The 25,279-nt window shown below is 67.8% G+C and carries 24 protein-coding genes and 1 pseudogene; 15 read left to right on the forward strand and 10 right to left on the reverse strand.

Annotated features, from left to right (window positions below; all coding sequences use genetic code 11):
* Nucleotides 1-32: 32 nt before the first annotated feature.
* Together AB0H61_RS12960 and AB0H61_RS12965 are read right to left on the reverse strand one after the other, a co-directional pair.
* The gene (locus AB0H61_RS12960) at nt 33-914 is read right to left on the reverse strand and encodes a sugar transferase (RefSeq protein ID WP_357302872.1); all 882 of its coding nucleotides are present in this window, start codon (nt 912-914) and stop codon (nt 33-35) included.
* Nucleotides 911-1,267 carry a helix-turn-helix transcriptional regulator gene (locus AB0H61_RS12965; RefSeq protein ID WP_357302874.1) on the reverse strand — a complete coding sequence of 119 codons (357 nt, stop codon included), beginning with the start codon at nt 1,265-1,267 and terminating at the stop codon, nt 911-913. Before AB0H61_RS12965 ends, AB0H61_RS12960 begins: the two co-directional genes overlap by 4 nt.
* A 276-nt stretch (nt 1,268-1,543) precedes the next feature.
* On the opposite strand from AB0H61_RS12965, the gene AB0H61_RS12970 reads away from it, so the two are divergent.
* The 5 genes and pseudogenes from AB0H61_RS12970 to AB0H61_RS12990 all read left to right on the forward strand — a co-directional run bounded on the left by AB0H61_RS12970 (nt 1,544) and on the right by AB0H61_RS12990 (nt 3,241).
* The gene (locus AB0H61_RS12970; protein WP_357302877.1) at nt 1,544-1,750 is read left to right on the forward strand and encodes a hypothetical protein; all 207 of its coding nucleotides are present in this window, start codon (nt 1,544-1,546) and stop codon (nt 1,748-1,750) included.
* A 159-nt stretch (nt 1,751-1,909) separates the two neighbouring features.
* On the forward strand, nt 1,910-2,146 hold the full coding sequence (locus AB0H61_RS12975) for a hypothetical protein (protein ID WP_357302879.1): 237 nt from the start codon (nt 1,910-1,912) through the stop codon (nt 2,144-2,146).
* Complete coding sequence (locus tag AB0H61_RS12980; protein ID WP_357302882.1) at nt 2,146-2,463, forward strand: hypothetical protein; 318 nt, start codon at nt 2,146-2,148, stop codon at nt 2,461-2,463. Before AB0H61_RS12975 ends, AB0H61_RS12980 begins: the two co-directional genes overlap by 1 nt.
* Before the next feature lie 96 nt (nt 2,464-2,559).
* Nucleotides 2,560-2,931: pseudogene (locus AB0H61_RS12985) on the forward strand (Tn3 family transposase); the annotation flags it as partial.
* A gap of 244 nt (nt 2,932-3,175) precedes the next feature.
* Nucleotides 3,176-3,241, forward strand: coding sequence for a hypothetical protein (locus AB0H61_RS12990; RefSeq protein ID WP_357303197.1), 66 nt, complete (start codon nt 3,176-3,178; stop codon nt 3,239-3,241).
* A 77-nt stretch (nt 3,242-3,318) separates the two neighbouring features.
* Here AB0H61_RS12990 and AB0H61_RS12995 read toward each other — a convergent pair whose 3' ends face one another.
* Both AB0H61_RS12995 and AB0H61_RS13000 read right to left on the reverse strand, forming a co-directional pair.
* Nucleotides 3,319-4,413 carry a YbhN family protein gene (locus tag AB0H61_RS12995; protein WP_357302885.1) on the reverse strand — a complete coding sequence of 365 codons (1,095 nt, stop codon included), beginning with the start codon at nt 4,411-4,413 and terminating at the stop codon, nt 3,319-3,321.
* A 58-nt stretch (nt 4,414-4,471) separates the two neighbouring features.
* Nucleotides 4,472-6,016, reverse strand: coding sequence for an adenylate/guanylate cyclase domain-containing protein (locus AB0H61_RS13000; protein ID WP_357303200.1), 1,545 nt, complete (start codon nt 6,014-6,016; stop codon nt 4,472-4,474).
* A 150-nt stretch (nt 6,017-6,166) separates the two neighbouring features.
* Here AB0H61_RS13000 and AB0H61_RS13005 point away from each other — a divergent pair, with 150 nt between their 5' ends.
* From AB0H61_RS13005 to AB0H61_RS13025, 5 genes are all read left to right on the forward strand, one after another.
* Nucleotides 6,167-7,426, forward strand: a complete 1,260-nt coding sequence (locus AB0H61_RS13005; RefSeq protein ID WP_357302887.1) for an AI-2E family transporter — start codon at nt 6,167-6,169, stop codon at nt 7,424-7,426.
* Nucleotides 7,404-8,573, forward strand: coding sequence for a DUF5931 domain-containing protein (locus AB0H61_RS13010; RefSeq protein WP_357302890.1), 1,170 nt, complete (start codon nt 7,404-7,406; stop codon nt 8,571-8,573). The genes AB0H61_RS13005 and AB0H61_RS13010 overlap by 23 nt, the downstream gene beginning before the upstream one ends.
* Before the next feature lie 155 nt (nt 8,574-8,728).
* Nucleotides 8,729-9,361 (forward strand): response regulator transcription factor, encoded by a 633-nt coding sequence (locus AB0H61_RS13015; protein WP_357303203.1) that lies wholly within the window; start codon nt 8,729-8,731, stop codon nt 9,359-9,361.
* 169 nt (nt 9,362-9,530) lie between these two features.
* Entirely contained in the window at nt 9,531-10,187 is a 657-nt protein-coding gene (locus AB0H61_RS13020) for a DUF1707 domain-containing protein (RefSeq protein ID WP_357303205.1), read from the forward strand.
* A 45-nt stretch (nt 10,188-10,232) separates the two neighbouring features.
* Entirely contained in the window at nt 10,233-10,829 is a 597-nt protein-coding gene (locus AB0H61_RS13025; RefSeq protein WP_357302893.1) for a Uma2 family endonuclease, read from the forward strand.
* Nucleotides 10,830-10,834: 5 nt separating this feature from the next.
* Here the strand turns inward: AB0H61_RS13025 and AB0H61_RS13030 are convergent, their stop codons facing one another.
* Both AB0H61_RS13030 and AB0H61_RS13035 read right to left on the reverse strand, forming a co-directional pair.
* The gene (locus AB0H61_RS13030) at nt 10,835-11,089 is read right to left on the reverse strand and encodes a hypothetical protein (protein ID WP_357302895.1); all 255 of its coding nucleotides are present in this window, start codon (nt 11,087-11,089) and stop codon (nt 10,835-10,837) included.
* Nucleotides 11,090-11,119: 30 nt separating this feature from the next.
* Nucleotides 11,120-12,310: a helix-turn-helix domain-containing protein gene (locus AB0H61_RS13035; RefSeq protein WP_357302898.1), complete on the reverse strand. Its 1,191-nt coding sequence runs from the start codon at nt 12,308-12,310 to the stop codon at nt 11,120-11,122.
* 331 nt (nt 12,311-12,641) lie between these two features.
* On the opposite strand from AB0H61_RS13035, the gene AB0H61_RS13040 reads away from it, so the two are divergent.
* Together AB0H61_RS13040 and AB0H61_RS13045 are read left to right on the forward strand one after the other, a co-directional pair.
* Nucleotides 12,642-13,100, forward strand: coding sequence for a hypothetical protein (locus AB0H61_RS13040; protein ID WP_357302900.1), 459 nt, complete (start codon nt 12,642-12,644; stop codon nt 13,098-13,100).
* 125 nt (nt 13,101-13,225) lie between these two features.
* Complete coding sequence (locus AB0H61_RS13045) at nt 13,226-15,310, forward strand: DUF2339 domain-containing protein (protein WP_357302902.1); 2,085 nt, start codon at nt 13,226-13,228, stop codon at nt 15,308-15,310.
* Between the two features lie 66 nt (nt 15,311-15,376).
* Here AB0H61_RS13045 and AB0H61_RS13050 read toward each other — a convergent pair whose 3' ends face one another.
* The 4 genes from AB0H61_RS13050 to AB0H61_RS13065 form a co-directional block, all read right to left on the reverse strand.
* The gene (locus AB0H61_RS13050) at nt 15,377-18,316 is read right to left on the reverse strand and encodes an MMPL family transporter (protein ID WP_357302905.1); all 2,940 of its coding nucleotides are present in this window, start codon (nt 18,314-18,316) and stop codon (nt 15,377-15,379) included.
* Complete coding sequence (locus tag AB0H61_RS13055; RefSeq protein WP_357302908.1) at nt 18,316-19,044, reverse strand: NYN domain-containing protein; 729 nt, start codon at nt 19,042-19,044, stop codon at nt 18,316-18,318. Before AB0H61_RS13055 ends, AB0H61_RS13050 begins: the two co-directional genes overlap by 1 nt.
* A gap of 70 nt (nt 19,045-19,114) precedes the next feature.
* Complete coding sequence (gene trmB, locus AB0H61_RS13060; protein WP_357302911.1) at nt 19,115-19,924, reverse strand: tRNA (guanosine(46)-N7)-methyltransferase TrmB; 810 nt, start codon at nt 19,922-19,924, stop codon at nt 19,115-19,117.
* A 171-nt stretch (nt 19,925-20,095) separates the two neighbouring features.
* Complete coding sequence (locus AB0H61_RS13065) at nt 20,096-21,445, reverse strand: lipase family protein (RefSeq protein ID WP_357302913.1); 1,350 nt, start codon at nt 21,443-21,445, stop codon at nt 20,096-20,098.
* Nucleotides 21,446-21,622: 177 nt separating this feature from the next.
* Here AB0H61_RS13065 and AB0H61_RS13070 point away from each other — a divergent pair, with 177 nt between their 5' ends.
* The 3 genes from AB0H61_RS13070 to AB0H61_RS13080 all read left to right on the forward strand — a co-directional run bounded on the left by AB0H61_RS13070 (nt 21,623) and on the right by AB0H61_RS13080 (nt 25,227).
* Nucleotides 21,623-22,429 (forward strand): SDR family oxidoreductase, encoded by an 807-nt coding sequence (locus AB0H61_RS13070; RefSeq protein ID WP_357302916.1) that lies wholly within the window; start codon nt 21,623-21,625, stop codon nt 22,427-22,429.
* A gap of 97 nt (nt 22,430-22,526) precedes the next feature.
* Nucleotides 22,527-23,666 carry a hypothetical protein gene (locus tag AB0H61_RS13075; RefSeq protein WP_357302919.1) on the forward strand — a complete coding sequence of 380 codons (1,140 nt, stop codon included), beginning with the start codon at nt 22,527-22,529 and terminating at the stop codon, nt 23,664-23,666.
* Entirely contained in the window at nt 23,653-25,227 is a 1,575-nt protein-coding gene (locus AB0H61_RS13080; protein ID WP_357302921.1) for a hypothetical protein, read from the forward strand. Before AB0H61_RS13075 ends, AB0H61_RS13080 begins: the two co-directional genes overlap by 14 nt.
* Nucleotides 25,228-25,279: the final 52 nt, after the last annotated feature.

Genomic DNA, 25,279 nt, shown 5'->3' on the forward strand with positions numbered 1-25,279 from the left:
CGGACACAGCCCACTTCCGGCGGCAGAGGCCGTCAGTACGCGCCCTCGGCGCGGGCGACTGCGCCGATCGTTTTCGCGATAAGGAGCAGATCGAGGGTCATCGACCAGTTCTCGACGTAGGACAGATCCAGTCGGACTGCATCCTCGAGCGAAAGGTCGGATCGTCCGCTCACCTGCCACAGCCCGGTGACACCTGGCTTCACTAGTAGCCTGCGCCGCGTTTCGCGGTTGTACGAATCGACGTCGCGCTGAAAATGGGGTCGTGGGCCGACTATGCTCATCCGGCCTTGAAGCACGCTGATGAACTGAGGGAGCTCGTCGAGGCTGTGCTTTCGGATCACCTTCCCGATTGGGGTGACCCTCGGGTCGTCCTTCATCCTGGAGAAGATCGGGTCGCCATCGTTCGACTCGATGAGTTCGGCGACCATTACATCGGCGTCGAGCCGCATGCTGCGGAACTTGAGCATGTGGAACGGCTTGCCGGACAAGCCGATTCGCTCCGATCGATAGAACACAGGCCCTTTGCTGGTCATTTTGATCGCGATCGCGATCGCGAACATCGTTGGTGCGATGGTCACAAGGACGGCCAGCGCAAAGAGGAAGTCGAAAGTCCTCTTGCTCCACGGGTTTATGGGTTGTAAGTCGTCCATGTAGAGGTCGTCGATCGTTGGCTCATCCGCCACCGTCGCGTTTCGGCGGTCGGCCGCACGCAGGACACGACCCATCTCGGGGGCGCCAAGGGCGATCCGAAGGGCAGGGCGAAGAGTGGGGATACCTTCCTGCCGCATCATGTCCAGCTCGGCAGTCCATTCCGTCAGGAAGCGAGCTCTGCGAGCCGCGGGCAAGAACAACAGCGCGACGGTGATCAGTGTCCGACTCAGCCATGAGGCCAGCACCCGGCGGTTCCGTCTCATGCCAACGCTCCCCCGGTGTTGGAACGTGCTGGCAGCCAGTCAGGGCGTCGTGACGCTCTGGGCGACAGCTGATTGTGCGCCTGCTCGATCTCCTCGCGCGCCAACCTCGCCCCCGGGTCGGTTAGCCGGTAGTAACGCCGCCGTCGGCGTCCTTCGGCCGACTCGTCGATGTCTTCCCAGTCGCTGCTGACCCAACCGGCAGTCTCCAGGCGCGTCAAGATCGGGTAGATGCTGCCGGTCGGCAGGCCGGAGTTCTCCGAGATCTTGAGGCCGTAATGCTCGTCCGCAGGGCGATCTAGCAGCGCCTGCAGAACCTGCAGAGTCTGAAGCGTGATCCGCACCTTGCCCACCATAGCTAATACTCTACACTGGCTATACTGTAACTCTATAATGGTATGACCTGGCACTTTACCGGATGGCCGACCGCGAGAGGCTGGCTCGATGAAGGAACACCCGTACGTGTTGCAGCCTCGCACCGCTCACCTCCCAGGTCTCGCCACCTGCGAGTTTTGCACTGCAACACCGAAATTCGGCGCCGATAGCGTTCTGATCGATCCATCCGAACGGGACCTCGGGGCGCCATCCGGTGACCTCACCCGTCCGGGGCAACCACAACCGAACGGAACATCATGACCATCTCCACCACCGCCGTGCTCCACGTCCTGGCGGGCCTGATCATCCTTTTGCTCGGTCTGCTGACCGCGGCCGTGTCCGTGCTGCTGTCCCGCCACGACGGGGACCGTTGGACCACGGCCATCCGGCAGGGTTCCATTGGGTTCGTCGGCGCGGTCGGCGTGCTGTCCATCCTGTACGGCATCGTCATTGTGGCCTCGTGACCGCTGCGGGGGTGTGGCTCCGGGAGGTAGCCACACCTCGGCGGCGCCTGGGGTGTCGGACCCTGTGTCACGCACCTGCGGCTGGTCGGGGGTCTCCAAACCTTGGTTCGGTGTCGGTTTTCGCGAGCATCTACCGCCGTCGGCGGTACGCTCGGCGGTATGGCTGGACGGAAGACATCGGTGAGTTTCGACGACGAGACCCTGGAGATCCTCGCGCGCCGCGCCGAGGAGGAAGGCCTGGACCGCTCGGCCTACCTCGCGCGGCTGGTGCGCCGCGACGACCACCGGCGCCGCCTCGCCGCCGACAGCGCCACGCTCAACGCCGCCGGGCACACCCCGGACCGGGCCAGCGCGGTCACCGCAGCCCTGATCACACAGCGCCGCGCGGCCAGCTGATGGCGATACCCCGATTCGGCGAGGTCTGGAACGCCCCGTCGGGCTCGATCCTGCCCGGCGGGATGCTGTGCCTGATCGTGTCCAGCGACGACTACAACCGCATCCGACGCCAGTTCGTCATCGTCGAAGTAGTCACCGATCCACTGTCCGGCGACGCGATCATCTGCGACCTCGGGCCGGTCGGCGTCGCACTCACCGGCGCACCCTTCACGGTCGGACCCGGCTGGTTCACCGGCGCCGAGGAACCGATCGCGATCGTCGACGAGGCGACCGCGCGCCGCGCCGCCGACCAGATCCGGGCGATCCTCGGGCCGTGACCAGCGTAGAGTCCGGTTTTCGACACGAAAATGAGGGGATGGCCGACACAGGTTGATCATCGCCTAGCTGCCGTGGCAGCAGCTGCTCAACCGGATGAGTTCTGCCGCCTGGTCTGACGATCCGATGATCCCGGCATCGCCCTGGCCGCGGTCGTCGAGGAGCTGCACACCGCGTTCGGGGAGCTCGAGGCCGTGCTGGCCGAAGGCGAGGGACCGGTGCGGGTGGACGAGGGCGGGGATCTGGTGATCTCGCCGCTGAGTGCCGAAGATGTTCCGGCCGAGTCGATCTCGCTCAAAGCCGAGCTGACCGAGATGCTGCCGTTCGCGCCGATCGTGTCGCTGCTGATCGAGCTGGACAAACGCACCGGCTACCTGGACTGCTTCACCCACGCCGGCGGCCAGACCACCCGCACCCCGGAGCTCGAGCGGAACCTGATCGCGGTGCTGCTGGCGCACTCGACGAACCTGGCCTGACCCGGATGGGCCTGCGGCATCACCTACGACATCGCTCGGGCGCGGCGCGGTGGGGTGTGTCGTCTCGATGAGCACATGCTGGTCGTCGTCGATCTCAACCACAACGAATTCGAGCACGCCCTCATGAGCGAACGCACCCGCGACTGCCTAGCCGCCGCCCGAGCCCGCGGACGAACCGGCGGGAAGAAGCCGAAACTCGGGCCACGCGTCGGCGACGACGGCAAACGCCGTCAACCAGATCGCCGTCGAATTCGGCGTCACCCGCGCCACCATCTACCGCCACCTCAACAACACGACCCCATAGCCGCACCGCACCGCGCCCGACCAGGAACTACGAGAACTGCGTTGGATTTTCGGTGATTTACTACCGGAACCCCTAAGTTACAGCGTCCGTCGCTGTTCGAATTCCTTCTCGAACTCCGCGTCGTCGGCCTGCGGGGTGCGGAATACGAAGGCGAAGACGATCCAGCCGATGATGGCCACCAGGATGAAACTCACCAGGCGGTATACGAATGCGGCGGCGACCGCCTGCGCGGCGGGCAGTCCGGCGGCGGCGGTGAGGCCGTAGATCAGGGTCGCGTCGACGTAGACGATGCCGCCGGGCGCGAAGGGGATGGAGCCGACAGCCTTGCCCGCGGCGAAGGCGAGGAGCAACCCGGCCAGTTTGGGCTCGGCGCCCACCGCGTAACAGGCGGCGCCGAGGCAGGCGACATCGGCGAAGCGGTGCACCACCGCCCAGACCGCGACCAGTGCGCCGTCGCGTTTGCCGAGGTCCACCGACTCGAGCTGGCTCAGCACGTCGGCGACCTTGTTCATGCCGTATTCGGGTGGGCGTTTGCGCACGCGGTTGATCAGCGCGAGCGCCCGGCGCAGGACCGTCTCCAGCGCGCCCGGGTTACTCGAGATGTAGTTGCCCGCCCACACCAGCGCGACCACGCCCGCCAGCGACAGGATCAATTTGAAGGGGCCGACATGGTTGCCGACCAGCAGTGCGCCGCCGACTCCGAGCAGTGCCAGCCCGGCGGTCGCGACCACCCCGGACATCACCAGCTGCCAGGAGGCCACGATCGGGCTGGCACCCCAGCGGCGGGTCTGCCGGTAGGTGAAGGCGGTGGAAAATACCTGGCCCGCGGGCAGTGTCACCGACATCGCGGTGGCGCCGTAGACCACCGCGACCGATTTACGCTGACCGACCTCGACGCCGCCCGCGTTCAGCAGTTGTTTCTGTACGCGGCCGAATCCGCTCATCGACAGTGTTTGAAGCCAAATGCAGGCCGCGAGCCATCCCCAATGAATTTCGGTGAGACTCTGCCAGGATTCGTGCAGGCGCGGCCACAGGTACACGGCCTCGCCGATCAGCAGGGCCGCCAGGGCACTGCCGACAACCCATTTCGCCCACCAGAATTTACCGCGGCCCTTGCCGGATGTGGGCGGCCGCTCCGCAGGCTCGCCCGCTAGTTCCCCGTTGGCCGTCACGCGGTCAGCCTAACGAACCGATTGTTTCGCCGTCTGTATCGCCGCATGTGGCTCGCGCCTACTCCGCGGCGCTTCCCTGACTCTCGGTGGTGACGTAAACCGCCGCCTCCTCGTCTGCCTCCGGTGTCACCGCGCCATCCTTCGGCCAGGCCAAACGAGTTTTTCGGCGCCTGCCGCGCAGCTGTACCTCGTCGCCGGATATCCAAAAGTCCTGCTCGCTTTCATCGGCGAAGTACAGCGCGCTGCCCGAAGCGAGTACCCGGCCCGGTCGATCCTTGGCCAGTTCGGTCAATCGCGATGCCTCATTGACCGGGTCCCCGATCACCGTGTATTCGAAACGATTTGCGGCGCCGATATTTCCGGCGACGGCAAGACCAGCGGAAACCCCGATGCCGATATCGAGGCCGGGCACCTCGCGCAGCGCCTCGCGCAGTTCGCGGCCCGCGGCCAGGGCGGCGGTCGGCGCGTCCGGCCGATCCAGCGGCGCGCCGAAGATGGCCAGCGCGGCATCGCCGACGAATTTGTTGACGAATCCGTGGTGCCGGTCGATCACGTCGACGACGACCCGGAAGAACTCGTTGAGCAGGCTGACCACCTCGGTCGGCGGACGCTCGGCCGCTGTCGCGGTGGATCCGACCATATCCACGAACAACACGGCGACGAACCGCGTCTCCCCGCCCAGTTCGGTGCCGTAGTCCAGCGCCCGCTGCGCGACCTCCTCGCCGACATGCTGGCCGAAGAGCTCCTGCAGTTGCCTGCGCTTGGCGGCTTCCTCCATCATCCGGTTGAACCCGACCTGTAGCAGTCCGATCTCACTGCCATCGAACACCTCGACCTGGACGTCGCGTGCACCCTCCTGCACCCGGTCGATGGCCTGGCTGAGCTGGCGTACCGGATCGGAAATGCTGGATCCGGTGAGCATGGACAGCGCCAGCGCCTGCATGATCACCACGCCGGTCAGCAGCAGGATGGAGATGGCCAGCGACTGCGCCGAGAACTTCACCTCCGAGGTGATCTGGGTCACGCACAGCAGCACGATGGCGATGGTCGGGGCGAACGTACCCATGCCCCAGGTCATCGCCATCCGGGTGCCGACACCCGCGGTCAGCGTGTGGTCGAAGGTGCCCTTGGTCAGCGCCTCGGCGGCGACCGGACGCAGGATGCGTTCACCGAGCATGTAGGTGAAGCCGAAGACGATGGTGGCGGCCATACATTCGGTGACGATGACGGCGCCCGCCAGCTCCGGGGTCCCGGAGATGATGAGCGCGGCCAGCACCGCGCCGCCGACCAGCCACAACACCAGGTGCACGATGGCCTGACGCAGCGGCGCGTGCAGCGCGGCCATCTGTTCCTGACGACTCGGCGGGCCGCCGCGCATCTGCCAGCGCATCACCGGGCGCAGCATCAACGCCGACGCGGCCAGGCTGAGCAGGCCGCCGGTAATGAACACCAGGGCCGGGACGAGCAGCCCGATGCGCCTGGCACCGGCCGCCTCCCCTTCCGGAACCGGGAGTCCATATTGGATGAACGCCCACACCAGCACCGCGCCGAAGGCGTTGGCCAACAGCATCGATGTCAGGTACAGCGGCCAGCGCGTTCGCATGGTCTGTTTGACCGCTTCCAGAGGCGCCGACACGAGCACCAATCTAGCGTTTCGATCATGTGAGCATGTTGGCGGCGGTTCTGCACGGTCGCGCCTGGCGCCGAGTCCGGGACGGGCCCCCGGCGGCCCGTGACGATTAGGCTCGCTGAGGTGAGTGACCAGAAGCAGAGTGCGGCGCGCAGCACCAGCGCCGCGGACGCGGTGCATCCACTGGTCCGGCAGGGGGCGGAGTGGTCGTGGCGGCTACTGGTCATCTTTGCCGCGGGGTATGTGCTGACCGTGGTGATCCAGCGGCTGGCGACGGTGGTGATGCCGCTGGCCATCGCGCTGCTGGCGGCGGCGCTGCTGGCGCCGCTGGTGGATTGGATGCAGCGGCTCGGCGTGCCGCGCTGGGTGGGGGTTTTCGTCGCACTGGTCGGATCACTCGGCCTGGTCGCCGGCATTATGACCTTTGTCGTGGAGCAGTTCGTCGACGGTGTGCCGCAGCTGTCCGATGAAATCACCGACAGCATCCACAAGATCCAGGACTGGCTGATCAATGGGCCGCCGCAGCTGAGTAATGAGCAGATCCGCAATGCGGGCGACACGATCGTCAAGATGATCCAATCCAATCAGGACAGTGTCACCAGCGGGGCGCTCACCACCGCGACGGTGATCGGCCACATCCTCACCGGCACCTTCCTGACACTGTTCATCCTCATCTTCTTCCTGTACGGCGGCGATCAGATCTGGGAGTTCGTCACCAGGATCGTGCCGACCGCGCACCGGGAACGGGTTCGGGTGGCCGGGGAGCTGGGCTTCGGGACCTTGGTCGGATTTGTGCGGGCCACGGTGGTGGTGGCGGCGGTCGACGCCATCGGTATCGGCGCCGGATTGGCGATTCTCGGGGTGCCGCTGGCGCTGCCATTGGCCTCGCTCGTCTTCATCAGCGCGTTCATCCCGATCATCGGTGCGTTCCTGGCCGGGTTCATCGCCGTCTTCATCGCCCTGGTGACCAAGGGGCTGGTCACCGCGCTGATCGTGCTCGGCATCATCATCGCGGTGATGCAGTTGGAAAGTCATGTGCTGCAACCGCTGCTGCTCGGCCGGGCGGTGAGCATCCACCCGCTGGCGGTGGTGCTCGCCATCACCGCAGGCGTGGTGCTCGGCGGCATCGCCGGAGGTCTACTCGCGGTGCCGTTCGTGGCCGTGATGAATACGGCGATCCGGTCGCTGCTGGCCGACAGCCCCGAGGAGGCGTTCGAGGAGCTGCACACCGGCGAGTTGGGACGGCTGTACGCCGCCGAACCCGACAAACCGGATCCGGACCGGTTCGATGTGGCGGCGTTGCTGATCAACGAGGGCGGGGCATTGCGGCGGTCCGATGAGGACGGGCACGGGGGACCCGATGACGGCGACAAGAACGACTGAGCTCAGCTCCGCCGATGCGGCGACCGCACCGCTGTGGCGGGCGGTGCAGGCGTTTCGGCTGGTCACACTGCTGTATGCGGTGGGCCAGCAGATCGCCTCGGTGCCGTACTACCAGAATCAACGACTGAGCTGGGTCTTCATCGCGCTGATGGCGGTGTGGTCCGGGATCTCGGCGCTGCTGCTCTCGCACTGGCATGTGTCGAATGTGGCGCGGGTGCGGTTCTGGGTGGTGATCGGCGACCACATCGTGGTGATCGGGCTGATCTGCGCGACCCGCCTGGTCGCGGATTACGGCTGGTACCACGGGCATCAGACGCTGCCGACCACGATGTGGGCGGCGAATGCGGTGATCTCGGCGGCGATCCTGCGCGGGCCGATACTCGGCATCGCCTCCGGTGTGCTGATCTCCATGGTGATCATCACGGTGCGCGATCAATGGGGGCAGGACGTGTGGGCGGACGCGACTATGCCGGTGCTGGTATCGGTCGGTTTGGCGCTCGGCCTGGCCGCCAACACCGCGCGGCGCGCCCAGGAACAGCTGCAACGGGCGGTGCGGCTGACCGCGGCCGCCGAGGAACGCGAGCGGCTGGCCAGGGAAGTGCACGACGGAGTGCTACAGGTGCTCAGCTACATCAAGCGGCGCGGCAGCGAAATCGGCGGTCCCACCGAGGAATTGGCGCAGCGTGCCGGTGAGCAGGAGGTCGCGCTGCGGGTGCTGATCTCCGAGCAGGGCGTCCGCGCGGACGCGGGCGGCTCCGAGGTGGACCTGCGGCCGCTGTTGACCGTGCACGCGACTCCGACGGTATTCGTTTCGACCCCCGGCGAACCGGTGCGGGTCGGCCGCTGGGCGGCCGACGAGATCACCGCGGCGGTGGCGACGGCGCTGTCGAATGTCGCGTTGCACGCCGGTCCGGAAGCGAAAGCGTATGTGCTGCTGGAGGATACCGGTGACGAACTGATCGTCAGCGTGCGCGACGATGGGGTCGGGATCGAACCGGGCAGGCTGGAGCAGGCCGTGGCGGAGGGCCGGATGGGGGTGTCACGGTCCATTATCGGCCGGATAGCCGCACTCGGGGGTACGGCGGAACTGCTGACCGAGGGTTCGGGGGAGGGCGTCGAATGGGAGTTGCGGATGCCCCGCGGATGAACGTGGTCGTCGGTGTGGGCTGACCAGGTGTGATCGCTTCGGATGTCGGTGATCTTCTGGCACGATGAAGTGGATTCGGGCCAGGGCGGGCGCACGGATGACGGCACGGGAGGTGTGAAGTGGCCGATGACGGTGCGGTCGAAGCTATTTCGGTGATGGTCGTGGACGATCACCCGATGTGGCGCGACGGCGTCTCGCGCGATCTCACCGAGGCCGGGTTCGAGGTGGCGGCGACCGCGGACGGGGTCGCCGCCGCGACCCGGCGAGCGGCGGCGGTGCGGCCGGCGGTGGTGCTCATGGATATGCAGTTGCCCGACGGGAATGGGGCCCAGGCCACCGCGGAGGTGCTGCGGGTATCGCCGCAGACCCGGGTGCTGGTGCTCTCGGCCTCCGCGGAGCGCGACGACGTGCTGGATGCAATCAAGGCGGGCGCCTCGGGCTACCTGGTGAAGAGCGCGTCGGCCGTCGAACTGATCGATGCGGTGCGCGCGACCGCGGCCGGGCAGCCGGTATTCACGCCGGGACTGGCGGGGTTGGTGCTCGGTGAATACCGCCGGATGGCGACCGCGCCCACCGAACCCGACGAACCGCACCGCCCCGCGCTCACCGACCGGGAAACCGAGGTGCTGCGCATGGTGGCGAAGGGCTTGTCCGCCAAGCAGATCGCCTCCCGCCTCGGGCTGAGCCATCGCACCGTGGAGAACCACGTGCAGGCGACATTGCGCAAATTGCAGCTGGCCAATCGGGTCGAGTTGACCAGGTATGCGATCGAACAAGGGCTCGAGTAACAGGGCCACTCGCGCGCCGGAGAGGGCGACTTCCGGCGTACCCGTCGGCCGTCGGAATCCGGGAATGCCCTGATGTTGTGACGGCCCGGTCGTCGGTAATCTCGAATCCATGGGCGGCCCCGAATCGGTATCCAACGGCGGCGGCGCCGTGGGCAGTGGCGGCGGCGCCGTGGGCGACCGTGAGCTGCGCGTCTCCGACGCCGAACGCGAACATGTCGGTGAATTGCTACAGCGTGCGGTCGGTCTCGGGATGCTCTCGCTCGGTGAGTTCACCGAGCGCATGGATACCGCGCTGGCCGCCAAGACCCGCGGCGAACTCAATGCCGTCCTGATCGACCTGCCCGGGGTCCGGCTGATCGGTCAGCCCGCCGCGCCGCCGACGAATTTCGTGAACTCCGCGCGCTCGTTCCAGCAGCGCCGCCCGATGCCGGGGCCGCCGCGTCCGACGGTCGCGACGCCCGGAAATGTGATCCGCTCCCGCATATCCGGCGTCAGCCGCCGCGGCCACTGGCGGGTGGCGCCGACCCTGCGTCTGAACAACTGGTTCTCCGGCGTCACCCTGGATTTCACCGAGGCCATCATGTCCACCCAGGTGGTGGAGCTGCGCGTCGACGATTACTTCAGTTCCCTCAACCTCATCGTCCCCGCCGAGGCCACCGTCGACCTCGATGCCGTCGACCTCATCGGTTCCAGCGTCGACAACAAGGTCCGTACCGGCCCACCGCTCGGCCCCCTGCACCTCGTCGTCCACGGCCGCATCTGCTTCGGCTCGGTCACCGCCAAACATCCCCTCCGCGCCCACTGGCACAAACCCCTCGGACAGTAAGCCGTTACCTCGCGGCCTCATCGGCCGGAAGGGTAGCCTCCTGATATGACTGCCGCTCAGCACCATGATGAACCCATCCGGGGCCATATGGTGCTGGTACCGACACCCCCCAAGGGTGGGTTCACTGCTCGTGATCTGCCCCGCCTGATGGAGGTTGTCGATGCTCGATTCGAGCTGCTGGACGGTGAAGTCGTGATGATGGCGCCGTCGACACACTGGCACAACGAGGTCATCGATATTCTCAAATTCGCGTTGCGGGCGATAGCGCCGACGGAGGTAGTCGTTGCCACGGAGCAAGTGATCGATCTGGGGTCGACGGTCCCCGAACCGGATCTGTTGATTGTCTCGCGTGAAGCGGTGAGCGCTGACTCGCTGTCCTTCCCACCCGACGTCGTCCACCTCGTGGTCGAGGTGATGTCGCCCGGAACCAAGACCAAGGACCGTGTGCTGCGGCCCGCCCAGTACGCCGAGGCCGGGATCCACTGCTTCTGGCGCGTGGAAAACGAATCGAATGCGATCGTCGTCTACACCTTCGAACTGCTCCCCGAGGGCGGCTACGCCCCGACCGGTGTATTCCGCACCCGGGTAAAGGTCGATCGCCCCTTCCCGATCGACATCGAACTATCCGAAGTGACCTGGTAACAGTCTCAGCGTCCGGCTGCCCGCTTGCCGCCGTCAGCGGGCAGCGGCACGCCCCAGCCGAGGTCGGGGTTTGCGATGAGGACGCCGGGCCAGATTGCGCGGATCTGTTGGAACAGTGGGTTTTCCGGGTCCGCGAAGACGACGTGCAGGTGCGGTCGGAACGCGACCGCATCAACCGGACGATCGCCGATCTCATCCGTTCCCGCGACGTGCTGGACGAGGTCATCGATCGCGCGGGTCAGCGGTTCGTGACTGCCCACGCCGGGTGAGACGGCGATCGGTGGCCGGGGTTAGTCGTTCACGCCGATTCGGCGGGCGAAGGCGCGCAATGGGACCCGGCGATCGTGGTCGAGTAGTTCGGACACGATGTGGCGGGGCAGTGACTGGTACTTGATCCAGTCGGCGCCGCCGACCCGTTCGGCGTTCAGCAGGGCGTCGAGGGCACGCTGATACTGGCCGGTCCGGCTCCACGCGACCGCGGTGTCGGTGAGGTGCCGGGCGCGCGAGGCCTGCGGCAGTCCAGCGTTGCTCGGCATCTCCGAGGCGGCGGCCAGTGCCTCGGGATAACGCTCGGAGGAGACGTTCACGTCGACCGTCTGCATCACGACCTGCGAAGGGCCGAAATAGGTTTCGTAGTCCTGCCGGTCGCTGCCGATACGCAGCGCGACCTCGCCCGCCGCCTCGATGAGCGACAGCGCCTCCGGCACGTTCTGGGCGCGGCCCGCGGCCGTCGCGCCCTGCAACACCAGCGAACCGTAGGCCGACAGATGCGTGGTGCTGACCTCGCCCGCGGGCTCCAGATTCGCCGCCGCTCGCAGGGCGACCTTGCGTGACTCGTCATAGCGGCCCTGCACCAGCAGTTGCCAGGCGATCGAGCCGCGAATGGTGGCCAGCAGCAACGGGTCATTGCCCTGTTCGGCGGCGGCGAGCGCCTGCCGGATCGCCAGGAACGCCGGATCGGTCTGCCCGAGATGCACCAGGGTGCAGCCGGTGACCCAGTACATCCTGGCCATCAGCTCGTTGGCGGGCGCGATCGAACCGTTGCGCGCCGCGTGCACGGTCGCGCGCAGTTGGGTCAGCCCGGACGGCAGGATGGTGGTGAGCAGTTCGTAGCGACCGGCCCAGTACGCCCCCCACGCGTAATCGACCGCGCGGCCGGCGTCGTCGAGGCTGATGGCTTGCTCCTCGGGGAGTTCGCCGAGCAGATCGTCAACGGGGGTCAACGCGCGCCGGATGGCGACGATGCCCGCGTCGGGGTTGCCGGAAGGTATCCCGTGGCGTTGACCGATCAGATCGGCGATGTCCACGTCCAGCGCGCGCGCCAGCTTCTGCAGGCTCGCGATGGAGGCGGTCTGGCGTCCGCCCTGCTCGAGCTTGCGCACGAGGTCCACACTCACCCCGGCTTGGTCGGCAAGTTGACGTTGCGTGAGTGCCTTGCCGCGGAAGCGCCGGATCCGCACGCCGATCGACGAATCGTCCATGTATCCATGTCCTTTGTTACATCCGGGTTTCAGGGTACGACGCTAAGGGATTGCGTTCACCCGAAGTGGGACATTGCGTACGACTCGTTTTCTGCTGGTTGGAATACCGTTGCCTTTCTGCAACTTTGAGAACGCAAAGGGCGGCGGCAATGACTACCATGCCGAACACCATCGTGCGAGCTCCTCGCGCCGATCGCGCGACCGAGCCGGATGCACATGCTTATCGACCGGTGCGCGACACCCAGCGCGTCGACAGATCGCACGACTCGCTATCACGGCGGCATATGACGCTCGCCCGCCCGGCAATCGCACGTGGCGAGGGGTGAGCATCATGTTCGAACGCTGTCGTACCCCACATGACATCGCCCACCTGCTCCGAGATCGGTTCGGGCTGCCGGTGCAACTGCTCGCGGGCCGCCCGATGATCACCACCGGTTCCATCCTCGGCGCCCTGGTCATGCCCCCGGAACTGGGCCGCAAGGTGCTCGCGACGTTGGACCGGACCTTCACCGCACCGGTGGTGGCCGACCCCGGCGAGCGCACCTGGACCTTCCTGGTCACTCCGCCCAGCCCGGCCACCGCGGTGGAGATCGCAGTCCGGCGGTCCCTGGCCGGACACCACGTCACGGTGGTTCCCGCCGGGCGGAACGTCCTGCTACCGAGCACGGATTCGACCCTCGGTTGGCATTGGGCCGGTGAACCCGTACCCGGCCTGTTGCGGATGCCGCCCCGCTCGGCGGTGATCAGCGCCGTGCACCAGGTGACCGGCATGCGCGCTCCGACCCCCTGAGGCCACCCGGCGTGACCGGCCCGCACCGATCACTCGGGTGCGGGCCGGTCGGTCGGGTAGATATTTGCTGCTATCCAGGGGTTTCTACTCATGTTCGGTGCGGATGAGGGGCCGAACATGGTGTTATGACGACCTCTATCGACCCGGCGCTGATTACGCGATTGTCGGGTGAGTTCACCGCGCTGGGGACGCGGATGACCGGGCTCGGGCAGGATCTCGAGCTGCTGCGGGCGCAGGTACTGGCGAGCGCGCAGGGCGCCGTGGTGGCGCGCGAACAGGCTCCCGGCTCGACGGCTTCGGCGGACGATATCGGGGCGGCCGCGCCCCCGCCCGGTCCGGCGCAGGTGTCGTCGACCGTCCCGCAGCCGCCCGGCGTACCCGCGGACGCTGCCGCGCCGATGGCACCCGGTACCGCATCGCCTCCGCCGGGTGTCCCGAGAATGTCTGCCGCGCCGGTCCCGCCGCCTGCCGCGCTGCACCCCGTAGGCGGAATGCCCACGGCCGCTTACGGTCCCGTGCATATGCCGCCGGGAGGCGTCCGCTGGGGTGTGCCCGTACCGCCGCGCACGGCTCCGCCCGGTTGGCGACCTCCGGCGCCTCCGGTGCGCGGCCCTGCCGTCGCGCGCACGCCGTGGTGGCAGCAGGAGGGCGTGATCAGCCGGATTCTCGCGGTCGCGGGCGTCGGGGTCACCCTGATCGGTGTGGTGATGCTGCTGGTGCTCGCCGCGCAGGCCGGATTCTTCGGCCCGGTGCCGAGAGTCATTGCCGGGACGGCATTCTCGGTCGCTCTGGTGGCCGCGGGCCTGCGCGTATTCGGGCGCGCGGGCGGCAGGGTCGGCGGAATCGCCTTGGCGGCCACCGGCATCGCGGGCGCCTATCTCGATGTTGTCGCGGTGACCACGATGTACGACTGGCTGCATCCGGCGCTCGGGCTCGCGGTGGCGTTCGCCGTGGCCGCGGGCGGCGTCGCGCTGGCGATGGAGTGGAAGTCGCAGCCGTTGGCGGTCCTCGTGGTGGCCGGTGCGGGCGTGCTGTCACCGGTGGTGACCTCGGAATTGGTGCTCCTGGCGTTCCTGATCGTGCTCCAGTTGTCCTGCCTTCCGGTGCAATTGGTGCGTGACTGGCCGTTCCTGCATGTGACGCGAACGGTGCCCGCGGTGCTGGCGACATTGGGCAGTATCGCGGTGGCGGGATTCGATGAGCCCGCGCCTGAGCGTGAGTACTGGCTGCTCGCGGCAGCGGTGGCCATCGCGGCGGTCGGTCTGATCGGAACCATCCTGGTGGTACGGCGGCGTCCCTCGGATATGACCGCCACGCTGACCCTCGGGTTGGCGGCCACCCCGCTGCTGGCCGCGCCGGTGCTGTTCGGGCGGGGTGCGGCCGTCGCGATCGCGGCGAGTTTCGCCGCGGTCCTGCTCGCGGTGGCGACAACCAATCTGGTTCCGAAACTGCGTGCGGTGGTGCGCATTCCGGGTCATACCGCGATCGTGGCGGCGGTCGCCGGTTCCTTCGCACTACTGGAGGTCTGCTTCGGGGTGACCGATGTACAGACCCTGCCGATCGCCTTGTTCCTCGTGGCGGTGGCCTACCTCGGGGTGGCCGGGCAGCGGCGTTCCCGGGCCGCGGCGGGCATCGGCGCCGCGTTCGCGGGACTGGGCGCCATCGTCTTCTTCCTCGATGCCACCCCGGAAACCCTTGCCACACAACGGCTCGCGGAGCAGCGACTGGATATTTCGACGGTGCTGGCGGCCGTGCTGGCGCTAGCCGTGGTCGCGGTCGCGGTGTGGGGTCTGCGGAAGCTGCCGAATATGTCGGGCGGCGACACCGAGGAATCCATGCTCTGGATATTCGCGAGCGCCATCGGACTCTATGCGGTGACCGCCGCGACGGTCGCACTCGGCGTAACCTCCGCCGCCGCGGACGGTTTCGTCATCGGCCACAGCGCCGCCACCATCCTGTGGATGGCCGCCGCGACCGCCGCCCTGCTCTACGGTCTGCGCAACCTGTCCCGCTCGGACGCCGTCGCGAAGGTGGCCCTCGGCTCGGGTCTCCTGGTCACCGCGGCAGCTCTGGCCAAACTCTTCCTCTTCGACCTGGCCACCCTCGACGGCCTGGTCCGGGTAGCCGCCTTCCTGGTGGTCGGCGTCCTGCTGCTCTTGGCAGGAACCCGCTACGCCCGGGCCTTCGCCGAGACCCACTCGGAAGCCTGACCGCACTCACGTCGACCGGCGTCCGCCTCGTACAGGTCACAGCCTGTGCGAGGCGACGGCACGGGACTATTCGTGGTCGCGGCGGCGGAGGAGTTCGTTGACGCTGACAGTGCGGCCGTCGCCGCCGTGGTGGCGGCCCTCCTCGGAGCTGGTCACGATCCGGCGGCGGGAGGATCGCAGCTCGGCCATCCAGTTCTCGATGCTGCTGCGGTTCTCTTCCGGTGTTTCGGCCACGGCGGGTTCCGGTACGGCGTGATGCGCCGGACGATGCTCCGGCTCGGCCGGGGCCGACCGAGCGGGTGCGCTCGGGGCCGGTGGCACGGTGCGTGACAGGTGGGCCGACGGTGCCGTGGCGGGCAGGGAGTCGGCGGACGGGGACGCGGTACGTGGCAGATAGGCCGACGGTGCCGTGGCAGGCAGGGAGTCGGCCGAGGGCGCCCGCGCCGGATCGACCGACGGCACACCGGGATCCGCGTGCGGCCGCACCGTGCGCGGCGGCTCCACGGAGGGCGGTACGGCGTGCTGCGGTTCCGCGGACGGCGTCGCCGGAACGGCCCAGGGCCGAGTCGGATCCGGTGGAGTCGCCCGGGGCCGAGTCGGATCGTGCGGGGTCGCCACTGCGGAGGTGCCTATGGGACGGGCCGAGTCCGTCGCGGATCGGGATCCATTGGGGCCGAGGCTGTCCAGACGCTGGGTCGGCGCCTCGGCCTCGATCTCCTCGATGGTGCGCGGGCGGCGCGGCGAACGGCGCAACTTGCCGCCCTCCAGCGCGGGCATCTGCATGGTGACCGGATCGGTGATCGGGGTGGTCTTGACCAGGTCGACCAGTTCGCCGCCGCCGGGGCGTTCGTCGTCGAGGATGGGCTCGCCCAGGCCGATCTTCTCCTGGATCCGCTTCATCCAGGTGGGCGCCCACCAGCAGTCGTCGCCGAGCAGCTTCATGGTGGCGGGCACCAGCAGCATGCGCAGGATGGTGGCGTCGATGAACAGCGCCGCGATGAGGCCGTAGGCGATGTACTGCATCATCACCAGGTCGGAGAAGGCGAACGCGCCGACGACCACGAGCAGGATCAACGCGGCCGCGGTGATGATGCGGCCGGTCTGCGCCGTGCCGATGCGTACCGCCTCGGTGGTCGAGGCGCCCTGCGATCGCGCCTCGACCATGCGCGACAGCAGGAAGACCTCGTAGTCGGTGGACAGACCGTAGATGACGGCGATGATCAACACCAGGACCGGCGACATGATCGGCTGCGGTGTGAAATTCAGCAGCCCGGCCCCGTGACCGTCGACGAAGATCCAGGTCAGGATGCCGAGGGTGGAACCGAGACCCAGCGCGCTCATCAATGCGGCCTTGATGGGCAGCACCAGCGATCCGAAGGTGAGGAACATCAGCAGTGTGGTCACGAACAGGACCAGCGCGATCATCAACGGCATACGGTCGAGCAGCGCGTCGATACTGTCCTTCTGGATCGTCGGCTGGCCACCGACGTACATGGTGACGTCGTCGGGTAGCTCGAGCGACCGCAGGTAGTCGATGGTCGGGTCGGCGTTCTCCGAATCCTCCAGCGTCGCGCTGGTGCGATAGACGCTGTTATCGGTGGTGGACCGTTGCGGTACTTCGAAATTGCCGGTCAGCCCCGGCGCCTCGTTGGCTTCCTTCCAGACCTTGCCGACATCGGTGCTGTTCTCGGAGACGAAGACCAGCTGGACCGGGTCGGTCTTCTTCAGCGGGAAGATCTTGTAGAACTCCTGCAGCGCGACGCGAGTCGAATTGTCCGGCGGCAGGTATCGCTCGTTGATGCCGCCGAAGGCCAGGTTCTTCACCGGAATGATCAACAGCAGCAGCACGATGCAGATCGGGACGGCGATCTTCAACGGGTGCTTCATCACCCACTGGGTGGTCTTTCCCCAGAAGCCGTTCTCGACTTCGTCCGCGGTCTTGTTCTTGCGGAAACGCTTGAGCCCGAGCATATCCACCCGCGGGCCGAGAACGCCGAGCATGGCGGGCAGGATGGTGATGGCGGTCAGCGCGGCCAGCGAGACCGTGGCGATGGTGCCGTAGGCCACCGATTTCAGGAATCCCTGCGGGAAGAGCAGCATGCCGCCGAGGCTCGCGATGATCATGGTCGCCGAGAACACCACGGTGCGGCCCGCGGTCATCACCGTGCGCCGCACGGCGGCTCTGGTGTCGTAGCCCTCGGCGAGTTCCTCGCGGAATCGGCTGACCATGAACAGGCCGTAGTCGATGGCCAGACCGAGGCCGATCATCGAAACGACGCCGGAGACGAAGGAATTCACCTCGGTGAACTTCGTCAGGAACATGATGATGCCGTTGGCGCCGACCACCGTCAGACCGCCGACGATCAGCGGCAGGCCCGCGGCGATCAGGCCGCCGAAGATGAAGAACAGCAGGACCGCGACGGCCGGGATGGCCAGCAACTCCATGCGCTTCTGGTCCGCGGCCATGGTGTCGTTCAGCGTGCCCGCCACCGCCTGCAGGCCGGTGACCTGCACATCGACGCCCGGAATGTAGAAGACGTCCTTTACTTTCCGGAAGTTGCGGACCATATCGGTGTCGTTGTCACCGACGATGGCGACCGAAGCGAAGGTGTACTTCTTGTCCTTGGAGCCGAAGGTCAGCGGTACGCCGGGACCGGTGTCGGTCTGCCAGTACGCGCCGTTGATCTTGGCGATCTCGTTCGGATGGTCCTTCGGCAGGCTGTTGAGACTGTCGACGACCTGCTGGCGGAACTGCGGGTCGTCGATCGTTCTGCCTTCGGGCGCGGTGTACAGCACGATCACGTCACTGGTGTGATCGCGCCCGAAGGCCTCGTCCGAAATCCGTGCGGCCTGCGCGGATTCCGACGTAGGATCATCCCATCCGCTGGAGCTGAGATGGTCTTCCAGACCGAAGCCGTAGCCGCCCAGTGCCAGAAGGGCGGCCACCACCACGCCGATAACGGCGAAGCGCAGCCGGTAGACCAAATCGCCCCAGCGTGTGAACACTAAGCGACTCCTTGAGCGGGGCGAGAGGTGAGCAGTGCCGACAGCGGCCGGAATGGCTGCAGCCAAGCACCCTCGTCGGGCAGCGAATCGAGGCTGACCCGGGGCAGCGGTTCACGAAACACGCCCGGGATATCCTCGAGATCTATGAACTCGAGGGTATCGGATGTGACCGCCCAACTCGCGTGCTCGCGGAACCCCAATACCTGAACAGGGATTCCGTGCGCGGCGAGTTGCTCGAGCGGTTCGCGGAACGCCTGTCCATCGGCCGAGGCGACCATGATCCCCGCGAGTCCGGCGCCGCGGCTACGTAGTTCGATGTGGGCCAGCATGTCGGCATCGACATCGGAATCTTCATCGATCTTGGGTTTGGCGAAGACTGCGTAGCCGACATTGCGCAGCGCCTCGACCCACGGCCGGACGACATCCGCGGTGCCCGGCGCGATATTGGTGAAGACAGTGGCTTCCGGTTCGACCCTGGTGACGCTGCCGACCGAGAGTTCGGCGGTGCGCGCAAGCAGCCAGCGGCCGAGCGCGTCGAAACGGGGGCGATAGGCGGCGGTGGGCCGGCCACCCAGAATGGCGCCGAGACCCATATCGAGGTTCGGTGCGTCCCAGACGAGCAGGACTCGACGCACGTCCGGGGTGGCGCCGGCCAGACCTTCCGATCCGGTTCCGTGCACCTCCCCGACAACATCGACGATCTCGTGGGCAATCTCACTCACAGTCATGTCCGCGCCTCGCTGACGCTCGGCACATTCATGACGGCTGAGCTAATTGGTCGCTCGCTGCGCTCGCTCATCATTCGATCTTGCCCCATATGAACTCGGTGATGGCGCTTCCGGCGCGATGCGCCTTGCCCTCGAATTTCGTGATGGGACGGTCGAAGCCGATCGGAGCGGTGTCGCGATGCTCCGCGCTGACCCCGCCCGTGGTCTCGTTCAGGCCGGTGAACAGCGGTTCCGCCGCACCGACCTCGGCAATGTGTTCCGCGTAACCCGCGTGGTCGGTCGCGACATGCAACACACCGCCCGGTTTGAGCCGGCTGGCGATCAATGCGAGCGTCGCGGGCTGCAATAGCCGCCGCTTGTGATGGCGCGCCTTGGGCCACGGATCGGGGAAGAAGACGCGGACACCCGTCAGCGATTCCTTGGCAATCATGTGCTCCAGCACATCGACCGCATCGCCGCGCAGCAGCCGGATGTTGTCGATGCCATCGCGCTCGATCCGCTGTACCAGCTGGGCGAGGCCGGGCTGGTACACCTCGATGCCGATCAGATTCAGATGCGGCTCGGCCTGGGCCATGGCCGCGGTGGCGGTGCCGGTCCCGCAGCCGATCTCGATGACCAGCGGGGCATCGCGCCCGAACCAGGCGGCGGCGTCCAGCGGTTCGTCGCCGACCTCGCGGCCGATCTTCGGCCACATGCGTTCCCAGGATTGCTGCTGGTTCGGGGTCAGCGCGCCCCGGCGGGACCGGAAGCTGGTGACCCGTGGGTACAGGCGCGAGCCGGTCGGGGAGCGTCGTCCTGCTTCCAGCGGAGCCGAGGCTGTGGACGGCGGCCCCGGAACCGACTCGGCAGTGTGGTTGGCGGCGTCGTTCACGGCATCCATTGTCCAGCATCGGAGGTTCGGCACGGCAAGCTAGTCCGCCTCTCCGCGTATTTCCGCCGGTCGCGAGCGCCTCGACCACCTCGTTTCCGGCCCGCGCCCGAGTTCTCCGCCTGCCCGTCGAATGCCCGCGTGCTCACGAGATCGCGCGTCGCTGCCGTCGCATCCGACTCGTCAAGCGGCGCGTTCGCGGGCGATCCGCGGCGGCGGCGCCGTCTCCTGGCGCAGCGGCCGTCCGAGTACCACCTTGGCCGTGGTCGTCGCCATCTCCAGCAGACCCCGCAGACCCGTCGGAGAGGCCAGGACCGACCAGACCGTGGTGTCGCTGTCGGCGGTCGCCGGTTCGCCCGCCAGCCGATCGGCGAGCCACGCCAGGCTGATCGGGGTGCCGAACACCAGCATCGAGAAATGCTCGCTGAGCCGGTCGCGCACATAGGTGACGGTCGCGCCGCCCTGTCGGTAGCGTGCGACCTGGCCGTCCACCCCGTCCATGTGGATGACCTGGTCGTGTACCGGCTGCACCACGAGCAACGGGCAGTTCGGGGTCGAGTTACCCAGCCGCAGATCGTCGAACATGGCTCGGAAATCGGGGCCGGCGAGGATCTCGTCGAGCGAGCGGCCGGTCATGTAGTCGCCGACCTTCTTATTGGCCAGCGCCAGGATGGCGCCGACCGGTGTCGAACTCTCGGCGCGGGCGACGAAGCGGCGCCCGTCCTGGGAGAGCTCGTCGCGCACGACCGCGCCGAGCGCCGGGTAGAGCCTGCGCAGGGCGGCGATGACGACGGCGGGCAGACCCGCGTAATTGCTGCCGTTCAGTCGTTCGAAGACCTGTCCGGGATCGCCGACCGGCGCGCCGAGCACCGCGCCGACGATATTGAGCTCCGGTGCGTAGGTCGGCGCCATCTCGACCGCCCACGAACTGGCCATACCGCCGCCGGAGTAACCCCACACCGCGACCTGGGTGTCGGCGTGCAGGCCCAGGGGTGCGAAGTCGAGCGCGGCGCGGATGCCGTCGAGGGCGCGATAGCCGGGTTCACGTGGCGCGCCGAAATTACCGTGCGGGCCTTCGTGATCGGCGATGGATACCGCCCAGCCGCGCCGCAGTGCGTTGGCGACGAGCAGCCATTCGAATTGGGTGACCGCGCCGATGGCCCTGGCGCCGCGTCGCAACGCGTAGGAGGGCGAACACTTTTCGGCCACCGCGTCCATGGCGGTCTGGAACGACAGGAGCGGGCGGTCCTCGGACGGGTCGGCGCCCTCCGGTAGCAGTACGGTGGTGACCGCCGCCTCCGGGGTGCCGTGCAGATCGCAGCTGCGGTACAGCAGCTGCCAGGCCGAGACCCGCTGCGGCACCACACCGAAGAGGGCGAGTTCGATCTTGCGGCTGCGCAGGATGGTGCCCGCCGGGCGGGCCGCGAAACCACGCGGCGGCCGATGGAACGGATCGGCGCTCGGCAGCGGCGGACCCTGGAAGCGCGCCGAGCCCGGCTCGCTATCGACAACACCGATGGCGTCGACGCTCATCGCAACCTCCTCGTCGAGCCCGGCCGAACCGTGCCCGCGTCTGCCCGGCCGACTTGACGCCCGAAAAGCGAAGCTGCGCACCGACACTGGTGCCGACCGTCTGAGCAGCGTAAATGAAGTGCGATATGTCTGTGAACCCCGGTTATAGGGCTGGACGCCGCCACTAGACTGCCCCGCATGAGCTCACCGACGGTGTTCATCACCGGTGCGGCAGCCGGCATCGGCCGGGCGACGGCAGTGCTTTTCGCTGCGCACGGGTATCACGTCGGTGCCTACGACATCGATGAAGTGGGGTTGACCAGGCTCGCCGCGGACATCACGAATGCCGGTGGCACGGTTCGTACGGGGGTGCTCGATGTGACCAACGCCACGCAGTGGGCCGAGCGCCTCACGGACTTCCACGGCGCGACCGGGCGACTCGACATCCTGATCAACAATGCGGGAATCCTGCGCGCGGGCGCCTTCGAGGAGATCGAACCCACCGCCCATCAGGCCATCGTCGATGTGAATCTGGGCGGAGTTATAGCGGGTACGCACGAGGCCTTCCGCTATCTCCGGGATACCCCGGGCGCCCAGGTGGTGAATCTCTGCTCGGCGTCGGCGATCTACGGCCAACCCGAACTCGCCACCTATGGCGCGACCAAATCCGCGATCAAAAGCCTCACGGAGGCACTGGATCTGGAGTGGGAGCGGCACGATATCCGGGTCATCGCGGTATGGCCGCTATTCGTCGCGACCGCGATGGTGGACGGCGTGCAGACCGCCTCGACCAAGTCGCTCGGCGTGCGGCTCACCGCGGCGGAGGTGGCCGCGGGGATCTGGGATGTGACCCGCAAACGTGGCCGCCTGCCGAAGGTCCACTACGAGATCGGCATTCAGGCCAAGGCATTGGCACTCGCCGCCAAATACGCCCCGAGCTGGGCGGTCCGCACCGCGAACAAATTCTTCAGCGGCGGCGGGGCCGGCGCGGGGACGTCGAGTTGACCAGGGCCCGCCATTGCCTTTGCCCGGGCACTCGCGGTGAACGCGTATGCGGGCCCGGCGTCTGACAGAATTGCGCAGCGAGAAGGGGGTATGAGCTATGTCGACAGCTACCGAATTCAATGGCCGGATGCGGGAACGCGGCGTGCCGACGCGTGAACAGGATCAGCTGGACCGACTACTTGCCGATCTGCGAGGGGCGGCGGGGTCGGATACCCAGATCGGTTACCACGCCAGCGTCGCGGTGAATGCGTGGCGCAGACCGCCGCGGATCCAGGTGACCGGGCGTGCGCACGCGGGCCGCACCACCGTGCTGCACGCGCTCGCGCTGATGTCGGCCGCGGAGACCGGGCCGGTGGACGAGCCGGGGACGCCCGATCCGGAACTCGATGCCGACATCGTCGTCTACGTGCTCTCCGGTGCGCCGCTGCCCGCTGACCGTCGAGTGCTGGCCACACTGGCGCCGGAGCACACCGTGGTGGTGTTGAACAAGGCCGATGCGATCGGCTCCCGGTGGGGTGACGCGGTCGTCGCCGCCGATCAATACAGCAGGGAGCTCGGCATTCTCACGCTCCCGGTGGTGGCGTCGCTGGCCGTGCGGACCCGGGCGGGCGCGGTGACCGACGACGATATGGCGACGCTGCGCAGACTCGCGGCCACCGCCGACCTATCGCTGACGCTGTCTCCGGATCTGTTCGTCTCGGCTGCGGCCGGGCCGGATGTCGCCGAACGCGAAGCCTTGCTGCACCGTTGGGATCTCTACGGCGTCACCTGCGCGCTGAGCGCGCTGCGCAGCGACCCCGACATCGGCCCGCACGCCATTCTGCAACTGCTGCACGCCGTCAGCGGCATCGATCCGTTGCACCGACTGCTGCACCGCCGCTACGAGCAGGTCTCGGCGCTGCGCGGCGGCGAACTGCTCGACGAACTGGCGCGCCTCGCGGCCCGCGCCGTCCCCGGCGCCGGCGGGCATGCCCGCGACGTGCTCGAGGACTACCTCTACGGCGACGACGCCATGTGGCTGGGGCTGTGCGCCGGTCTGGCCAACCCCTCCGTCGCACATCTGGCCGCGGGCTACCCGTCACCGGCCCCCGCCGACGCCGACGACGCGCTGCACCGGGCCGCGCGCTGGCGCGCCGTCGTCTCCAGCGATATGTCACCCGTCGCCCGCCGCGCCGCGCTACGCGTGCACAACGGCTATATCCGACTGTGGGAGCGGATGAGCAGTGCCGGGCTCTGACCAGCCCGATCCGGGCCGGGCGACGGAACTCGGAATGCCGCCCGGCGCGCGGTCGGTCGGATCGGCGGGGCCCGGATCGGGCGATGTGCCGCCGGAGCTCGAGGCAGTGGTAGCGCGGTGGAACCCGCAGGGCACGGCACTGTTGAAGGCGGTGCGTAGTGCGGTGGCCGCGTCGAGGGTGGCGCTGATCGGGCCGGATGACGCCAACACCACGCTGCTGCGCACGGAGCTGGCCCGTTTCGAGCCGCGCATCGATCTCACCGAGCCGATGAGTGAGGTGGGCGCGGCCGTCGAATCCACCCTGCCCACCGGTGGCGCGCCCGCGGCGGTCGCGCTGATCCTGCTCGACGCGGGCAGCACCCTCGGCACCGACACCCTGCGATTGGTGCGCAGGTTACGGGCCGATGGCATCAGAATCCTGCTCGCCATGAACGGCATCCACGCCTACGGCGACTGGCGTTCGGTCCGTGCGCACAATCTCGAATTACTGGCCGCCCAGGGTGGCGCCGACCTGGATATCGTCCCGGTTTCGGCGCGGCTGGCGGCGGCGGCCAGGACGGGCGGTGATGCCGCGCTGCTCGATCGCTCCGGGCTCACCGCGTTGCACGCCGAGCTGACGGCGTCCGCCGCGGGCGCGGTGGATGCGGGGGACGGCAGGTTGGCCGCCCTCACCGCGCGGGTGCTGGCCGAAACGCGCGAGCGCATCGTGGCGCAGGTGGCGACGCTGCGTTCCGGCGCGGAGCCCGCTCGCTGGCGCGAGGAGCGGGCCACCCTGCTCGCGGGACGGGACGGCGGACGCGCCACCGCGATGTCGACCCTGCGGGGTCAATTGCATCTGGCCAGGGTGGATCTGATGACCGAGGTCGGCGGCCAGGTCCGGGCGCTGCACGTGGCGGCCCGGACCGAACTGGATCGGCTGCGCCCCGCCGATCTCGGCGACTACCCGGATCGGTTGCAGCAGGCGGTGAGCGAGCTGACCGTCGTCGTCGACCACGGCATCGACCGCAGACTGGCCGAGCTCGCCACCCGGTTGGACGGGGTCGATTCCGGGGATGTGGCGTCCGCGCATCGCAGGCGTGATCCGGCGCCGCGGGTGGGTCCGGACCCCGAACCCCGGCACAGAGGTGTCGAAGATCACCTTATGATCGCGCTGGGCGCGTCGGCGGGCGTCGGCCTCGGTCGGCTGCTCGTGTCGCCGCTGGCGCTGGTGCCCGCTTTGGACGTCGCCAGCATCCCGGTCACGCTGCTGCTCGGCGCCTGCGTCGCGTGGTGGGTGGTCAGGGCCCGCAGGCAGGTTGCCGACCGTGCGCACGTGCGCCAGTGGGTGTCCGACGCGTTGGTGAATGTCAAGGCCCAGCTGGAGCAGCGGGTGGCGACCGCGGTCGTCGAAGCGGAAACCGAGCTGGCCGATCGCGTGGTCCGCGCGAGTGCGACCCGGATCATCGACACCGATCGACGGGTGGCCGAATTGGAGGCGCGGATCCGCCGAGCAGCGGCGGAGCAACCGGGGCAACTCGCCGCCTGCGAGCGCGATATCGCCACCATCGATCGGTACATCTAATTTGTTGGATTGGTAACTCGATGGGTATTTGATAAGTACCCGATTCCGTACT

This window comes from Nocardia sp. NPDC050710, from assembly GCF_040654375.1.
Lineage (GTDB): Bacteria > Actinomycetota > Actinomycetes > Mycobacteriales > Mycobacteriaceae > Nocardia.

What these genes read in the sequence shown, in the direction of transcription:
- AB0H61_RS13070 (WP_357302916.1), top strand. Translation starts at nt 21,623, where the DNA reads ATGAGCTCACCGACGGTGTTCATCACCGGTGCGGCAGCCGGCATCGGC.
- AB0H61_RS12980 (WP_357302882.1), top strand. Translation starts at nt 2,146, where the DNA reads ATGGCGATACCCCGATTCGGCGAGGTCTGGAACGCCCCGTCGGGCTCG.
- AB0H61_RS12970 (WP_357302877.1), top strand. Translation starts at nt 1,544, where the DNA reads ATGACCATCTCCACCACCGCCGTGCTCCACGTCCTGGCGGGCCTGATC.
- AB0H61_RS13035 (WP_357302898.1), bottom strand. Translation starts at nt 12,310, where the DNA reads ATGGACGATTCGTCGATCGGCGTGCGGATCCGGCGCTTCCGCGGCAAG.
- AB0H61_RS12960 (WP_357302872.1), bottom strand. Translation starts at nt 914, where the DNA reads ATGAGACGGAACCGCCGGGTGCTGGCCTCATGGCTGAGTCGGACACTG.
- AB0H61_RS13010 (WP_357302890.1), top strand. Translation starts at nt 7,404, where the DNA reads ATGACGGCGACAAGAACGACTGAGCTCAGCTCCGCCGATGCGGCGACC.
- AB0H61_RS13025 (WP_357302893.1), top strand. Translation starts at nt 10,233, where the DNA reads ATGACTGCCGCTCAGCACCATGATGAACCCATCCGGGGCCATATGGTG.
- AB0H61_RS12965 (WP_357302874.1), bottom strand. Translation starts at nt 1,267, where the DNA reads ATGGTGGGCAAGGTGCGGATCACGCTTCAGACTCTGCAGGTTCTGCAG.
- AB0H61_RS13045 (WP_357302902.1), top strand. Translation starts at nt 13,226, where the DNA reads ATGACGACCTCTATCGACCCGGCGCTGATTACGCGATTGTCGGGTGAG.
- AB0H61_RS13065 (WP_357302913.1), bottom strand. Translation starts at nt 21,445, where the DNA reads ATGAGCGTCGACGCCATCGGTGTTGTCGATAGCGAGCCGGGCTCGGCG.
- AB0H61_RS13015 (WP_357303203.1), top strand. Translation starts at nt 8,729, where the DNA reads ATGGTCGTGGACGATCACCCGATGTGGCGCGACGGCGTCTCGCGCGAT.
- AB0H61_RS13000 (WP_357303200.1), bottom strand. Translation starts at nt 6,016, where the DNA reads ATGCGAACGCGCTGGCCGCTGTACCTGACATCGATGCTGTTGGCCAAC.
- AB0H61_RS13055 (WP_357302908.1), bottom strand. Translation starts at nt 19,044, where the DNA reads ATGACTGTGAGTGAGATTGCCCACGAGATCGTCGATGTTGTCGGGGAG.
- AB0H61_RS13075 (WP_357302919.1), top strand. Translation starts at nt 22,527, where the DNA reads ATGTCGACAGCTACCGAATTCAATGGCCGGATGCGGGAACGCGGCGTG.
- trmB (WP_357302911.1), bottom strand. Translation starts at nt 19,924, where the DNA reads ATGGATGCCGTGAACGACGCCGCCAACCACACTGCCGAGTCGGTTCCG.
- AB0H61_RS13040 (WP_357302900.1), top strand. Translation starts at nt 12,642, where the DNA reads ATGTTCGAACGCTGTCGTACCCCACATGACATCGCCCACCTGCTCCGA.
- AB0H61_RS12975 (WP_357302879.1), top strand. Translation starts at nt 1,910, where the DNA reads ATGGCTGGACGGAAGACATCGGTGAGTTTCGACGACGAGACCCTGGAG.